This window comes from Nostoc sp. UHCC 0251 (assembly GCF_034932245.1).
Classification (GTDB): domain Bacteria; phylum Cyanobacteriota; class Cyanobacteriia; order Cyanobacteriales; family Nostocaceae; genus Nostoc.
In genome coordinates this window covers 1-15,205 of the sequence record NZ_JAYGHD010000009.1, presented here as the reverse complement: position 1 = coordinate 15,205, position 15,205 = coordinate 1, and the positions used below count along the sequence as shown (strand labels likewise).

Annotated in this window: 7 protein-coding genes and 1 pseudogene; 7 read left to right on the top strand and 1 reads right to left on the bottom strand. The window is 40.2% G+C overall.

What is annotated here, in order from left to right; genetic code table 11:
• The 3 genes and pseudogenes from VB740_RS02460 to VB740_RS02450 form a co-directional block, all read left to right on the top strand.
• Window positions 1-2,062: pseudogene (locus VB740_RS02460) on the top strand (hypothetical protein); the annotation flags it as partial.
• Between the two features lie 49 nt (window positions 2,063-2,111).
• A complete protein-coding gene (locus VB740_RS02455; RefSeq protein ID WP_323198500.1) occupies window positions 2,112-5,057 on the top strand; it encodes a CHAT domain-containing protein in 2,946 nt (981 codons plus the stop codon).
• 87 nt (window positions 5,058-5,144) lie between these two features.
• Complete coding sequence (locus tag VB740_RS02450) at window positions 5,145-5,906, top strand: DUF928 domain-containing protein (RefSeq protein WP_323198499.1); 762 nt, start codon at window positions 5,145-5,147, stop codon at window positions 5,904-5,906.
• Here the strand turns inward: VB740_RS02450 and VB740_RS02445 are convergent.
• A complete protein-coding gene (locus tag VB740_RS02445; protein WP_323198498.1) occupies window positions 5,884-8,613 on the bottom strand; it encodes a CHASE2 domain-containing protein in 2,730 nt (909 codons plus the stop codon). The two genes, VB740_RS02450 and VB740_RS02445, sit on opposite strands and share 23 nt — an antisense overlap.
• A 479-nt stretch (window positions 8,614-9,092) precedes the next feature.
• Between VB740_RS02445 and VB740_RS02440 the strand changes: the two genes are divergently transcribed.
• The 4 genes from VB740_RS02440 (at window position 9,093) to VB740_RS02425 (ending at window position 15,146) form a co-directional block, all read left to right on the top strand.
• Window positions 9,093-10,535, top strand: coding sequence for a glycoside hydrolase family 18 protein (locus VB740_RS02440; protein ID WP_323198497.1), 1,443 nt, complete (start codon window positions 9,093-9,095; stop codon window positions 10,533-10,535).
• A 224-nt stretch (window positions 10,536-10,759) separates the two neighbouring features.
• Window positions 10,760-12,115 (top strand): AAA-like domain-containing protein, encoded by a 1,356-nt coding sequence (locus VB740_RS02435; RefSeq protein WP_323198496.1) that lies wholly within the window; start codon window positions 10,760-10,762, stop codon window positions 12,113-12,115.
• 293 nt (window positions 12,116-12,408) lie between these two features.
• Window positions 12,409-13,338, top strand: coding sequence for a LysM peptidoglycan-binding domain-containing protein (locus VB740_RS02430; RefSeq protein ID WP_323198495.1), 930 nt, complete (start codon window positions 12,409-12,411; stop codon window positions 13,336-13,338).
• A gap of 1,289 nt (window positions 13,339-14,627) precedes the next feature.
• Window positions 14,628-15,146 carry an AraC family transcriptional regulator gene (locus tag VB740_RS02425; RefSeq protein ID WP_323198494.1) on the top strand — a complete coding sequence of 173 codons (519 nt, stop codon included), beginning with the start codon at window positions 14,628-14,630 and terminating at the stop codon, window positions 15,144-15,146.
• The last annotated feature ends 59 nt before the right edge of the window (window positions 15,147-15,205 follow it).

The following is a 15,205-nucleotide window of genomic DNA, read 5'->3' as shown; positions in this document are numbered from 1 at the left end:
TCAACTTAGTGCTAGTACTTCTGGAAAGGGAGATGCAGGTAAGATTTTAATTAATTCTGAAAAACAGGTGCTATTTGATGGAGAAAGTGACACCGGAAATTTCAGCTATGCCTTTAGTCAAGTTGAAAAGGGCGCCGAAGGCAACTCTGGTGGAATTGAAATCAAGGCAGATAGTCTCACAATTACCAATGGTGCTCAACTTAGTGCTACTACCAAAAGTTCAGGAAATGCAGGCACGATCAGCATTACTGCCAGTGAGAAGGTAATCTTTGATGGCGAATCGAGCAAAGGCGATCGCACCGGAGTATTGAGCCAAGTTCTTGAACAAGCAATTGGTCAATCTGGCGGAATCGTGATTGGCACCCCGATTTTAGAGGTGATGAATGGTGCTTTTTTGGATACCAGCACTGACGGCAAAGGAAATGCAGGCGCAATCAGCATTAATGCCACTGACAAGGTACTCTTTGATGGAGAGACTGAAAACGGCGATTTTACTTATGCAGTAAGTATAGTTGTTAACAAAGCAATTGGTCAATCTGGCGGGATCGTGATTGAAACCCCGATTTTAAAGGTGACGAATGGCGCTGTTCTGAATGCCAGCACTGGAGGCAAAGGAAATGCAGGCGAGATCAGTATTAATGCCACTGATAAGGTAATCTTTGATGGCGAATCAAAGAAAAGGGGCGATCGCAGTGCTGCCACTAGCCAAGTTGCAGATACTGCTACGGGCAAATCAGAAGGAATTAAAATTAATACTCCTATCCTGAAAATTACCAATGGTGCAAAACTAGATACCACTACTTCAGGGAAAGGCAATTCCGGCTTGATCCAAGTCACAGCTACTGATAGTGTAGTTGTTAACGGTACTTCCACTATTAATAGTGAAGTTAAGGCTGGCGCAACCGGAGCCTCCGAAGGGATTACAATCAAGGCTCCTCGCTTGCAAATAAGTAATGCGGCTATTGTCAGCGCCGATAGTAATGGAAATGGCAATGCTGGTAATATTGATGTCACATCTGACACTATTGAACTCTCCAGCGCCGGACAAATCCGCACTAACACTTCAGCTAGTTCAAAAGCAGGCAATATCACCCTGAATGTACCAAACAGCCTTACTCTGTCTGACTTTGGAACCGCAATCTTAGCTGAGACTGAAAACACTTCTACCAGTGATGGCGGTAATATCTCCGTGATTGGCTCCCCTAAAAATGTCCTGATTCAAAATGGTGCCCAACTTTCTGTGAATAGCAAAGGAAGCGGCACAGGAGGCAATATATTTGTGCAAGCCAATTCTCTGGCTTTGGATCAGGGAACTATCTCAGCCGAAACCGACAAAGAAACAGGCGGCAATATCAGCCTAGAGGTAGCAGATTTATTACTGATGGAAGACGACAGCAAAATTACTACCAATGCAGGTATTGAAAGCCAACCAGGGGCAATTGGTACTGGCGGTAACATTGACATTAACACCCAATTTTTAGTTGCACCACCCTCAAAACCAAAGGGTAGTGATATAACCGCCAATGCAACTTATGGTGACGGTGGTCGTGTTGACATCACAGCCACTGGTATCTTTGGGATTGAATTTCGGGGCAAACCCAGAGATTTCTTAAATGACATCACCGCTAGTTCAGAGTTTGGTGGCAATCCGGGAGTGGTGAACATCAATCAAGTGATTGATCCCAGCCAAAATTTAGTGGAATTACCTGCAAATGTTGTTGATCCCAATGATCAAATCGCCCAAAATCCTTGTAGAAAAGGTGTTGCGAGTGAATTCACGATCACAGGACGTGGTGGACTGCCTCCTAGCCCCAACGAAGACTTAAGCCAAGAAGCTACTCAGGTTGCTTTAGTTGAACCAGTCTCAATCGTCAGTAATGTAAAACCACCCCAGAAAACCTCCTCCAGCGAGAATTCAAAATCCCAAATTCCCAGCCCGATTGTGCCAGTTCAAGGATGGGTATTCAACAATAAAGGTGAAGTAGTTCTCACCGCTTACAATCCCAACGTCATTGGAACCCATCGTCTACCTAAAAATTTAAGCAGTTGTCCTGCACGATAAGACGAAGGAAAAAAGGTGAAAACAGGTCTTTTTGTGAATTACATAAAATATGAATAAAAAAAAGCAGAGAGGGCGATGTCTACGACTGGCTACGCCTACGCTCAAAGCAAGATTTTTCTCGAAAATTAGCCATTACAAATCTAGACTCTATAGTAGCCAAGTGCGATCGCTAATTTTAGTAGTTCTGTTATTTTTCTTGTCTGTGGGAGGAGTGCTGGTTACTACCCAAGTTTGGGCATCAACTGCAATCGCTCAAACTCAACAAGAGCCTTTAGAGTTAGTAAAACAAGGCAAATCACTTTACCAAAACAGACAATTTGAGACAGCCCTAACCGTTTGGGAACAAGTTGCTGCGGCTTTTGCAGCGCGAGAGGATAAACTTAACCAGGCAATGGCGTTGAGCAATCTTGCCCTGACAGCTCAACAACTCGGCAGGTGGGAGCAAGCCAAAAAAGCGATCGCTACCAGCTTAAATATCCTCCAAACACAGCCAAAAACACCAGAGCGATTGCAAATCCTTAGTTCCACATTAGATATCCAAGGACAGTTGCAACTAGCAGTAGGAGAATCAGAAGCAGCCTTAGCAACTTGGAAACAAGCGGCTGAAATTTATCAAAATCTCGGCAATCAAAATGGTGCAATTAGAAGCCAGATTAACCAAAGTCAAGCTATGCAAAACATGGGTCTTTACCCAATGGCTTGCAAGACCTTACTAAAAACTTTAAAGCTTGATCATCAAAACTGCCAGATCACAAAAGAAGAACTGCAAACCTTAAAAGAACGATTTGTCAACAAGGAAAATTCCTCTTCTTTAGATATCCTGGCTTTGCGTAGTCTCGGCAATGTTTTACGAGTTGTTAGTCAACTCGAACAATCGCAAATGGTCTTGTCTACAGCTGGGCAATTAGCTCAACAATCAGGAGATTCGCAAAATCTGGCTGCTATTTACCTGAGTTTAGGCAATACAGCCCGGTCTTTGGGCAATAGAAAAATACAGTTGGAAAAACCAAGCGAACAACAGCCAGCCCTTACACAGTCTATATGCATTCAAGCAGCCAGTATAACCAATGCGGGCCAATTTTATCAACAGGCTGCTACTTGCTATCGCCAAGCTGAATCATCTACCTCATCAGATATCAAAAGACAAGCTCAATTGAATCGATTCAGCCTTTTGGTACAAACTCAACAATGGTCTGAAGTACCAACCTTGCTATCTGAAATCACGTCTCATCTCAATGACTTACCTATTACTCATCCCACTGTCTATGCTCACATCAAATTTGCTCAAAGTTTGATGTGTCTGCAATCAGGACTGAGTGAAAACTCATCAAATGCTTTATCATCCCCGATTCTGCAACTATGTAATTTTGTAAAAAATCCACCTACTGGCACTGGTATTAAAACTCTTGAATCCTCAAAAATTCCCTCATGGCCGGAAATTGGGCAAATTTTACAAACCGCCCTCAACCAAGCTCAACAATTGCAAGACAAGCAAGCCGAAGCCGATGTGCGTGGTTATCTTGGGGGAGTTTACCAGCAAATGGGGAAATTGACAGAGGCACGACAATTAACTGAACAAGCTTTACAGCAGAAATCTGCTTTTAATGATTCTAGTATTACCTATCTTTGGCAGTGGCAGTTAGGACGGATTTACCAAACTCAACAAAACCAAAAAAGCGCACTTCAAGCCTACATCTTAGCCTATGAAACTCTTCAGTCTTTGCGTAAAGACTTAGTTGGTATTAACCCAGAAATTCAATTTACTTTTCGCGATAGTGTAGAACCAGTCTATCGAGAACTGGTTAATTTGCTCTTGCAACCCCAAGCTTCTCAACAGATAAAGCAAACGCAGATTAATCAGAAAAATCTTAAACTTGCTCGTGATGTTATAGAAGCACTCCAATTAGCAGAACTGACCAACTTCTTTCGAGAAGCTTGTGTAACCAGCCAACCCCAACCAATCGACCAGTTAGATCCAAATGCTGCGGTCATCTATTCGATTATTTTGCCCGATCGCGTTGCTATCATTTTGTCTCGACCTCAAAAGCCCTTAAAATACTACGCAACACCTCTGAAGCCTAATTCCCAGCCAGGAGAAATCGGGGAGATCGAGCGTGTTTACAACGATATGCTGGCTGGCTTCACTCGTTATAGCTACTTAGATTCACTTCGTCCACAAACAATTTTTTATGACTGGTTAATCCGTCCAATTGAGTCAGAACTGCAAAAGGATGAGATTAAAACTTTAGTGTTTGTACTAGATGGAGTTTTGCGCGGAGTACCGATGTCGGCACTATATGATAGTCAAAAGCAGAAGTATCTGATTGAAAAATATAACCTTGCTTTGAGTCCAGGATTGCAACTATTGTATTCGCCTTCGCTTTCCCCAAACAAATTACAAACTTTAGTGGGAGGTTTAGCTGAGGCTAGTCAAGGGTTTTCTAAACTGCCAGGGGTAGAAGAAGAAGTTCGGGAGATTGCAAAGATAGTTCCCACAGAAGTTCTCTTAAACAAAGAATTTACCCGTAATCGCCTGAAAGTTGAAATCGACAATGCAGCTTTCCCCATTGTTCACTTAGCAACCCACGGTCAATTTTCTTCCCAGGCTGAAAATACCTTTTTATTGGCTTGGGATGGTCGGATTAATGTTAAAGAATTAGACCAAGTACTGCAAGCACGCGATCGCCCTGGTCGAAGTCCTTTAGAATTGTTAATTTTGAGTGCCTGCCAAACCGCCGCAGGTGATAATCGAGCGATTCTGGGACTAGCAGGGGTGGCGGTGCGTTCAGGAGCACGTAGTACATTAGCAACGCTTTGGTCAGTAGAAGATCAATCTACAGTTGAGCTGATGAACAAGTTCTATTCAGAATTGAACCAACCTGGAGTAACTAAAGCTGAGGCACTTCGTCAAGCTCAGTTGTTCCTGTTGCGATCGCCAAATTATCGTCGTCCTTACTATTGGGCACCCTTTGTCTTAGTCGGTAATTGGTTGTAGCCAGCAAGTAATATACTATTTTTGCGGAATTGAGCATTAATAATGAGTATCACTTAATTAAAGATAGACTTTACCAAAAGATAACCCATGTTAAATAGTCAACAATTGATTGGTCTAATTACGATGGGGTTGTTTATTGTAGGGACGCAACCAACAATTGCCCAATCAACTGCAAATACTCCAACGCCGACTAATCGCTTAAAACCGCAAAGGATAGTATTTCAAGCACCACCAAAGGAGGATAAGCCAAAATCTACGTCATCGGGTGGGTCTCGTAGTAATTTGCAATGTCCTCAAGATGCAACATCAACCACCACTTCATCTAACCAGATCCCTATAAAGTCCCTTGTTCCCCCTGACAGCAACTATGGGTTGACTACAGCAGAACATCCGACATTTTTAGTGTATCTGCCGCAAACATCTGCCAAACAACTAGTCTTAAGCTTGATGACAGAAGACAATCAGCTTTATTCCCAAACCTTGATTCCAATTAAAGGTGAACCTGGTATTATTAGCATCAAGTCAGCAGATAGCTCACCCCCTCTGAAAGTAGGAAAAAATTATCAGTGGGGTTTAATGTTAATATGCGGCGAAAAACCTAGCCCTAACGATCCAGTAATTACCTCGTGGGTACGCCGTGTGGTTTTACCTCAACTCCATAGTCAGCACAAGACAACTTTGGAGCAGACAGATGCTTACAGTGAACAAGGAATCTGGTACGATGCCGTTATTACCCTAGCTCAAATCAGAAACACTCAGCCTAATAATCAAGACATAGCAAATATCTGGACTGATTTTCTTAAGTCAGTAGGGCTAGAAGCGATCGCTACTCAACCAGTTCGATTGTAGAAGTGGTTAACTGTTTTTCTCGTAACTGCTGCTCGATAAAAGCCTGATTCTCCTGGCTTTCTGACTGCTTGAGGTATTCAATGGCAATTGCTCCAGCAAGGGGATGGTCTTGGCACATTTCTAAAAGCAGTGCCAAAGTATGATGGAATTGGAGTCTTTCAAGTTGTTTGTGAGTAACCAACTCTAAGGCGACTGCTGACCCCAAAAACACTAACAGCGAGGGAATGATGGGTAACCACCAGCCCAAGCAAAATGCTAAAAAGCTAATCCCCAAAAGCCCAGCACCAGCAAAAATTATACTAGCAGCGATCGCAATTGAAGACCTCAATTGTCGGCTAACTGATGCTCCTAATCCCGCCCAAACTAAAATCCACATCCATTCTATGGGTTTTGGCCAAACACGAAGCAAAGGTCTGCCATCAACAGCAGCACTAATTATTTGACTGATAATGTTGGCATGAACAGTGACCCCAGTCATCGGCTGCGAAGAACCAAATAGACCACTGTTATATGGAGTATAAAGTACATCTTTAATACTTTCCGCTGTGGTACCAATCAAAACTAGGCGATCGCGTAAACTAGCAGGAGGAATAGGCTTTTCCAAGATATCCTTTAAAGGCAAAGTATCAAAATTTTCCTGATTCCCTCTAAAGTTTAGCAAAATCTGATAACCTCCATAATCCGCACGGACATAGCCCCCATCATTGCCCACAAACTTTTCTAAGACTGCTTTACCCCAGGCTTGATTGGGGTCATTGTCAACCCATTTTGTGGTTATCCCTTCCTTATTTAAATAGTGCTGTGCCAGTTTCACTGCCAAACTGTAGCGGATTCTATTTTGCGAGAGTTTTACTGATAATAATGCCCGACGCACCTTGCCATCTGCATCCACAACCTGATCGGCAAAGCCCACTCTTTCTGGGTTGAGAGTGGGAGGAGACGCAATGGGAATGGTATTAATTTCACTTCCCACAACTTTTTCAATTCCATATAAGTTAGAAGTTGATTTGAAGATGTTAACCAAGTCCTGATGCCCAGGTTCTACAGGTAAATCTCGATAAATATCTAAACCAATTGCTCTAGGTTGTTGGGCTTTAATATTGGCAATTGCCTTAGCTAAAACTTGATCGGGAATAGGCCACTTTCCCACCTTTCTTATATCTTCTTCATCTATAGTGACAATCACTATTCGCTTCTCTGGTGATTCTAGCAACAGCCGCCAGCAAAAAAACTGGTCAAGCATATTCCACTCGCCACCCTGCAACAGTCCAGCAAAGCGCAGCAGCAGAATAGGTGCAGTCACATATATAGCAATCCTTGGTATCCAACCCCAAGCAATTCGCCGTTGCAAAACTTCCGGCTTGGCTTTTTGTCTAGCTTGTGCCAAAAGTTTATTAGCTTGCGCTAGTGCTTTCAGTGACATTTGGGCTTGGCGTTTGGCTAATTCCTGACTAGCGGCTAAAAATTGATAATCTAAATCGCCAAGGCTTTTACCTAATGCCCAAGCTAAGGTATCCTGTAAAGCTTGTCCTCGCAATAGATAGGATTCATCTTGGCAAGCTGATGCTGACCAGGCTGCGATCGCTTCTGCATAGGGTCGCAACTCTGCTAATTTACAATTAACCCAATTTTGGTTAAAGACAGCTTTGTAAATGCGATTATATACCTTGAGCTTACCTTGCTGCTCAACTACTAACCCTGACAATCGTAATTCGATTTGTTCAGGAGTACCATCAGCAGAAATTTCTCCAAGACGTAAAATTTGCTGGTATAACTCTAATAATCTACCTGTACGTTTTTCATTTCTGTACAAAATGCGATCGCGAATCGTCCTCAAATGCTCAGGTTCATCTTGAGATTCCCAATTCTCAACAATATGCGACCTTACTACTTGCTCAACCGATGAAAATCTTTGAGCAGTTGACTCCAAAACTATAAACTGACACAGCTTTTGCGTCAGAAACGGTTGCCCACCTGTCCATTCTAATATCTGCATGAGAACTGCTTCGGGGTTACTTACTCTCTGCTTCAAACCATCTATTAATGGTTGTACTTCATCAGGCTGAAATCCTTCCAGTTCTATCGCCTTGCCAATATTGAATGGTGTCTGGGTCTTATTTTGAATCAGTTCGTTAGGATTTGCAACCCCTAATAGTGCAAAAGTCAAACGCTTATATTCATAATTAACTTCTCGTTGTTGAAAGAAGAACCTAATTAAAGCAAAAAAATCATCCAATGAAAAATTCTGACTTAAAACACGATCAATTTCATCGATAAAAATAACTATATTTTCCTTGACCTCTACTAACAGTACTTCTTCAATAAATTGGCTCAAACACTGCACCGGTGAAAGCAAATCTCGCCGCTCACGCCACCAACTCCGCCATTGAATTTTTGAGTGCAGTTGGCAACTACTCACCAAAGATTGGACAATACCTGCATACCACTTTTCTGGAGTTACATCCTGTGTTCCCATTCCTGTCAAGTCAATAAACGCACAAATAATTCCTTCTGCTTGTAGCCTTTGCATCATCTGCACTCGCAAGCTAGACTTGCCCATCTGCCGCGAGTTCAGCACATAACAAAACTGACCCCACTTTAAGCGCTCATAAAATTCTGTATCAGCAAGTCGTTTCACATAGCTAGGAGCGCTACTCTCAAGGCTTCCTCCAATTTGATATTCAAAGTTTGGCTTCGCTGCTGTCATCAAGGCTGTCCTTTATATTTTCCAATATATAATTTTTAGTTTTTATTAAATACAGGCATACAAATAATCTATTATCTAGCATTTATATAAAAAAATTATACTATTTTCATTAATTAACTGACTTTTTCTGACTTTTACCTATTTTCGATTTTTTAGTATTCTTAATTAATTAATAAACATCCTGATTTTTTCCTATTGTATTATTCACGATATGACATAAACATAATGGTATGGATTAAATAAACTTACAAATGTCATTAACTACTACTAATTAAAATGTTATATGTACGTAGTTTTTTCTCTAAACATTCTTCTCTAAAAAAACGAAAACTATGTCAACTTCTGCCCAGTCTGGTTTTCCTCCTCGCCCCTGCCTTTCCCAAAGTCCCTCTAATCCTAGTTCTTTCCATCTATGCAAGCAAAGCTTCTCGCACCCTTTAGGTAGAGCATAAGTTTTTAAATGGACTATTTTTATTCCCATGTACACAACAAAAAAGTTAGCTACCAAAAATTTTAGTCTTTTACAAGCATGGATTAATTTTGGCAAATATCCACGTTTAGCTGCTGATGTCAACGACGATAGCCAAACTGATATTGTTGGTTTTGGATACGATAATATATTTGTCTCTTTTGAGCAAAACAATATAAGTTTTGGTGAAGCTTTTGTAGTAACAAATGATAATTTTACAGTTAGTAAAGATTATTGTAATAGCTTTGACCAAAAGCTACGACAGCTTGGTAATGTGAATGGTGATGAAAAAGCTGACATTCTTAGTTTTGCTCAAAATGGAACTTATGTAGCTTTACTTAATAATCAGATAACACCACCTCCAATGCATAATCAGTATGTTGTAGCTGGTTACTTACCTTCCTGGGGTATTAGTAATACTACTAATCCTGAAACTATTCCGGTTAATAAGCTGACACATTTATTCTATGCCTTTGCAGATGTCGATACACAAGGTAACGTTAAACTGAGTCAAGATGGTCAAGATGGTGACATCAATCTATTAAAATGTCTCAAAGCTCAAAATCCCAAGCTGAAAATCCTTGTTTCTATCGGTGGTGCAGGAGAAAAAGATTTTTCCTCAGCAGCTTCTACGGCAAAATCTAGGATATTTTTCGCCCAATCTGCCATCAATTTCATGAAAAGTAATGGTTTCGATGGCATCGATATTAATTGGGAATTTCCTAAGAAAGAAGAGAATCATAATTACACTCAATTGCTGGGGGAGCTACGTCAACAGCTTAATAATGCATCTACTACAGATGGAAATAAATATCTGCTGACTACTGCCCTTTCTGCTTCTCCCTATCAATTGTCTCCATCAGATTACGCTGATGCTCCTTACGATTTAAACTCAACTGTTTTGAAAACTACTTCTGAATATGTTGACTTTATCAACGTAATGACCTATGACTATCACGGTAGTTGGGAAAACATAACTAATCATCAAGCTGCTTTGTATAAAAGTAGCAGCGATCAATCATATAATAGTGATAAACTCAACGCCGACTGGTCAGTTAAAAAGTATTTGAGTGCTGGTGTTGAAGCTAAAGATATTGTTTTAGGAGTTCCTCTCTACAGCCCTACCTGGGCGGGAGTGAAACCTGGTTCTGACAATGACGGATTGTTCCAAAGTGCTACCCCAGTAAATGATCCACTTTTGTATAGAGATATCCATGATCAGGTGGGTACAAATGGATACCAATACTACTTGGATGATAGCGCCAAAGTTCCATATATTTATAATTCTCAAAAACAAGAATTTAGTACCTACGAAGATAAACAATCAGTCCTCGAAAAAGTTAATTATGTTGAACAACAAGGTCTAGGTGGAATATTTTTCTGGCAACTCTTAGGTGACTTGCCAATCAATCATTCTGATTCATTAGTTAATGTTGCTGCTAATTTGTTGTAGAACTTATTATGATGTATGATCCGCTCGTAGAGAAAGCTTTGCGCTTCATTACCAATTGACTTTTGACGATTTTGGTAAAGCAGAGTTTCTCGGAATATATTCCCAGTCTTAAGGCTGGAAATAAAGCAACACAAGCCTTTGGGCTTTTCTTAGTGCCATTCATCTATATAATAAGAGATCAAAACTATAGATAGAGAATAAAAACAGGTATTTCCGAAGCATCCATGAACTCAAAATCAGCCTTTACCTGGGAAAAAGCTAAACAGGTTGCCGAGCAATTTGTCTTCAACAATCTTGGAGAACACCTTAAAGATATTGAAATAGACGTGCTTCGAGGCTCGTGGGAGGGTCTGACTTATGAAAAGATGGCAGAGCAGTACCATCTGTCTGTAAATTACCTCAGAGGAGATGTGGGCCCTCATCTGTGGCGAAAGCTTTCAGAGGGGTTAGGGGAAGAGGTAACAAAGAGTAACTTTAAAGGAGGGTTGGAGAGAGCCGGGGAAAGAGAACTATATGCACATATTGATAGCAATGTCAATCAGCCAAAAGCCTCGTTAGCAGAGCTACCGTTTCCAGACGGTTCAGTTCCTCTGGATTCTCCTTTTTATGTGAAGCGAGATGCTCTAGAGTCTGTTTGTTACGAAACAGTTGTCAAACCCGCTTCCCTAATTCGGATTAAAGCACCGAAGATGATGGGCAAAACTTCATTGCTTACCAGGATTCTGGCTCATGCTGAATCCCAGAATTATCAAACAGTATATTTGGATTTAAGTAGTGTAGAGCGGGCAATTTTAACGAATTTGGACAAGTTCGTGCTTTGGTTGTGTTTTATGGTTGGTCGGAAGTTAAAGTTAGAAAATCGATTAAAAGATTATTGGGAAACAGAAATTTTAGGTAGCAATGATAACTGTACAGTGTACTTTGAGGAGTATTTATTGCCACAAATAAATTGTCCTTTGGTATTAGGGTTAGATGAGGTTGACCGGATTTTTCCCTATAACCAAGTGATTGAAGACTTTTTCGGGATGCTGCGAAGCTGGCATGAGAAAGGGAAAATTTCTGAGCAATGGAAACAACTAAGGCTAGTGATGGCACATTCTACCGAAGTTTATATCCCCTTAGACATGAACCAATCTCCCTTTAATGCAGGTTTAGCAGTGGCATTGTTGGAATTTGACCACAAGCAGGTGATAGATTTGGCTCACCTTCATGGACTAAATTGGAATGATACTCAGGTAAAGGAATTAATGAATATAGTGGGAGGACATCCTTATCTGCTGCGGTTAGCAATGTACGAAGTTTACACTACAAAGGCAACGCTAAAGCAGGTATTACAAGATGCTTCCACAGAAGCGGGAATTTACAGGAACCATCTGCGGTGGTACTTAGAGATGTTGCACTCGGAAGAGACTCAAGGTTTAAAAGAAGCCTTAAAAAAGGTGGTTAATTCACTTGAGCCAGTGGAATTAGATTCAATGCAGATTTATAAGTTGCACAGTTTGGGATTAGTACACCAACAGGACAATCAGGTAATGCCTAGATGCAATTTGTACCGTGAGTATTTCCGCAGAGTGTTGTAAGTAGCCATCCGTCACGTAAAAATAAATTAGACATCTCCGAAAACTATCAAAGTTGAAATGCTTACCTAGTATAGGTTAGAGCTTTTCTTAGTGCCATTCAATATTTTGTGTGTTTACCCTACTGAACCTGATTTATTCCTATTTTTTGAAATTTCTTACCTATCAATCCTGATTTTTTACTCTTTGATTAATTGTAAACCTAATTTTATATAGAATATTTGTCTGACTTTTTCCCCTTGTATTCTAGTTGAATTTTGATAATTATAGTTAGTGTAGATATCAAGAGTTGTCTTATGAATATTAAGCCCTATTTCCTACAATATCCGATAACTTCATTCCTTAAAACCAAAATATTTACCCGCACAATCAATAAAGTTCCTGCTATTGGACTGGTGCTTTGTTCCTCTTTTACTGCCTCATTTGTATTACCTGAATTTAGCGATACTCTTTTGAAGAAAAGCGAAACGACAGTCCAAGCACAACAGATAAATGGAACTCAATATACAGTACAACCTGGTGATTTTTTATCGAGTATTGCTCAGAGATTTTATGGTGATGGTAGCGAAGCTTCGTGGAGAAGAATTTATGAGGCTAATCGGGCTATAATTGGGACTGATCCTACTCAACTCGTGGCTGGAATGGTACTTATTATACCTGGAGCCAATCAATCTCAGTCCAGTCCTGTTGGTAGCAGGGGTAGTTTCCAGGACATGCTACTAGCCTTAGGGCAAAGAGAAACAGGACAACAAAATCCGCCTTATAATATTGAAAACCAGTTGGGTTTTATTGGCAAGTATCAATTTGGTGAAGCTTTATTAATTGACCTTGGATACTATCAAGCTAATTTTTATTATGGCAATGGTGCTAGTAGAAATGAGTGGCAGGGTACGTGGACAGGGAAAAATGGTGTTAATAGCAAGCAAGATTTATTAAATAATCAGAATAATGTGCAAGAAACGGCTATTCAAGAAGCTTTCGCATTGAACTTGGATCGGATCAACACTCAACTTCAACAGAATGGACTCTCCCTAAGGCAATTTATTGGACAACAACGAGGAGGAGTAGTCATCACTACATCTGGAATTCTTGCAGCTGCTCATCTGCGTGGCGAAGGAGGGGTTGTCCAACTGCTGTTGTATAATCAGGTTTCTCAAGACGAAAATGGCACTTCTATTCTCGATTATTTAAAAGAATTTGGCGGATTCCAAACTCCGTTTGACTAAGGAAAACACTACTACTAAAATAACGTCAGTTCGGAATAAGAAAGCTAAGGCTTACTGAGAAGTCCCGAAACTGATTTAAGAGGCTGGCTGAAAATCTCACAAGTGCCAGAATTTCGGCAGTGATTTCTGGACAAGTGTCTAAGAAAGGGGAGCAATGCGATTTTGTGAGGTTTTATCAAAAACAAGCGATGCCTGCGGCGGGCGTAGCCATCGCTAAATCATTTTCTCAGCAATTAAAATATATTTATACTGAATAAGCAGTATTTATACTTTAAAATAGAGGATCTGAGTCATAACAAGTTTTCAGTTTCTTTTTCGACCTCATGCCTCTGATGACTTGGGAATTGTGGTTAGCCCGTCATATCGTGACTGACAATCCTCTACCTTCTCCTAAAGGGAGAGGCTAGCGGCAAGGCAGAAGTCTCTTGAGCAATTAACCCCTGGAAGAGTTGCGATAAGCGTTGGGTGGAGTTTTCGCGGCTATTGGTACTCTTATGAATGACACTAAGGTAACGGCAAACCCATTATATATAAGGCTTTTGGGTGTCGGGTGCCGGGTGTAGTGAGTCAGAAATTTATTTGTATCTCCACTCATATTTACTTTTCTTAGTTTTTCCCGAACCTGCAACCCTACCCCCAACACCCAACCCAGACGAGCTTTCAGCTTAACAAGCGTGCCATTCGTACTCCTATCTCTGCACCCAAACCTCGCGGAAAGTTATTTGGTTGGGAACCAGGAAAAAACATCGCCGTAAAAACCGATATTTTATTGTTAAAAACAATATATAGCCACGTAAAGAACCATCAGTTGCTGTTTAATACCTAAGATTATTCATACTTTATGCTAAGTCTCTGATTCACTCAGCTCTGCTGGGTCATTTTGCATGGCTTAGTCTAAACTCCAGTTATCCAGCAAGGATTTAAAAATATTGTGCGTTTACCGTGCTGAACCTGATTTATTCCTATTTTTTTTAATTTCTCACCTATCAATCCTGATTTTTTATTCTTTGATTAATTGTAAACCTAATTTTATATAGAATATTTGCCTGACTTTTTCCCCTTGTATTCTAGTTTAATTTTGATAATTATAGTTAGTGTAGATATCAATAGTTGATTTTATATTTTAATCAACTTTCTTAGAAAGGGTAATTCAAATAATTAGCAATGATGCTATTTTTCTCATCGTCAAAATTGTCATATAAAAAATGTTTACAGAAGTTTAGTCAGCAAGCAAGAAAAATAACCGCTCCGTCATATTCAAGATATTCAAAAAAATATTAGGAAAAAGTATGAGTAATATTTTATTGATTGATGCTGAAACCAAGACCAAAAACCTCTTAATTAAATGCTTGGAGACAGCAGGCGTTGAGGTAATTATCACAGAAAATTGTCTTGTTAATGTTCAGTTAGCAGATCAGAAACTTTCTACTACCACCGAAAGTAAAAAATTAAATAGGCAGAAGTCCATATTTCCATCTATTCCCCGACTGTGTAAGGTCTTCGAGTTCATTGAATTAAATTATCATCAAAGTATTAGACTAAAAGAAGTAGCTCAAGCAGTTGGTTATTCCTCAGCATACTTAACTGACTTAGTGCGAAGACTTACCGGAAAAACTGTCAATAATTGGATTATCGAGCGTCGGATAGTGGAAGCAAGTAGCTTGCTTTTAGAAACTAATAATTCCGTTGATGAAATTGCTTTAAAAGTAGGTTATCAAAATATCAATCATTTCTACTGCCAGTTTCGTGATTATTATAAAAATACTCCCCGTGCTTGGAGAGAATCACAGCGTTGTAAAGTAGCTTAGACCCGAATGGCGCTAAGATAACGGCAAACCCATTGTATATAAGGTTTTTGGGTGTGGGG

Coding starts and splice junctions, on each gene's coding strand:
- VB740_RS02430 (WP_323198495.1), top strand. CDS start 12,409: ATGAATATTAAGCCCTATTTCCTACAATATCCGATAACTTCATTCCTT.
- VB740_RS02445 (WP_323198498.1), bottom strand. CDS start 8,613: ATGACAGCAGCGAAGCCAAACTTTGAATATCAAATTGGAGGAAGCCTT.
- VB740_RS02450 (WP_323198499.1), top strand. CDS start 5,145: ATGTTAAATAGTCAACAATTGATTGGTCTAATTACGATGGGGTTGTTT.
- VB740_RS02425 (WP_323198494.1), top strand. CDS start 14,628: ATGAGTAATATTTTATTGATTGATGCTGAAACCAAGACCAAAAACCTC.
- VB740_RS02435 (WP_323198496.1), top strand. CDS start 10,760: ATGAACTCAAAATCAGCCTTTACCTGGGAAAAAGCTAAACAGGTTGCC.
- VB740_RS02455 (WP_323198500.1), top strand. CDS start 2,112: ATGAATAAAAAAAAGCAGAGAGGGCGATGTCTACGACTGGCTACGCCT.
- VB740_RS02440 (WP_323198497.1), top strand. CDS start 9,093: ATGTACACAACAAAAAAGTTAGCTACCAAAAATTTTAGTCTTTTACAA.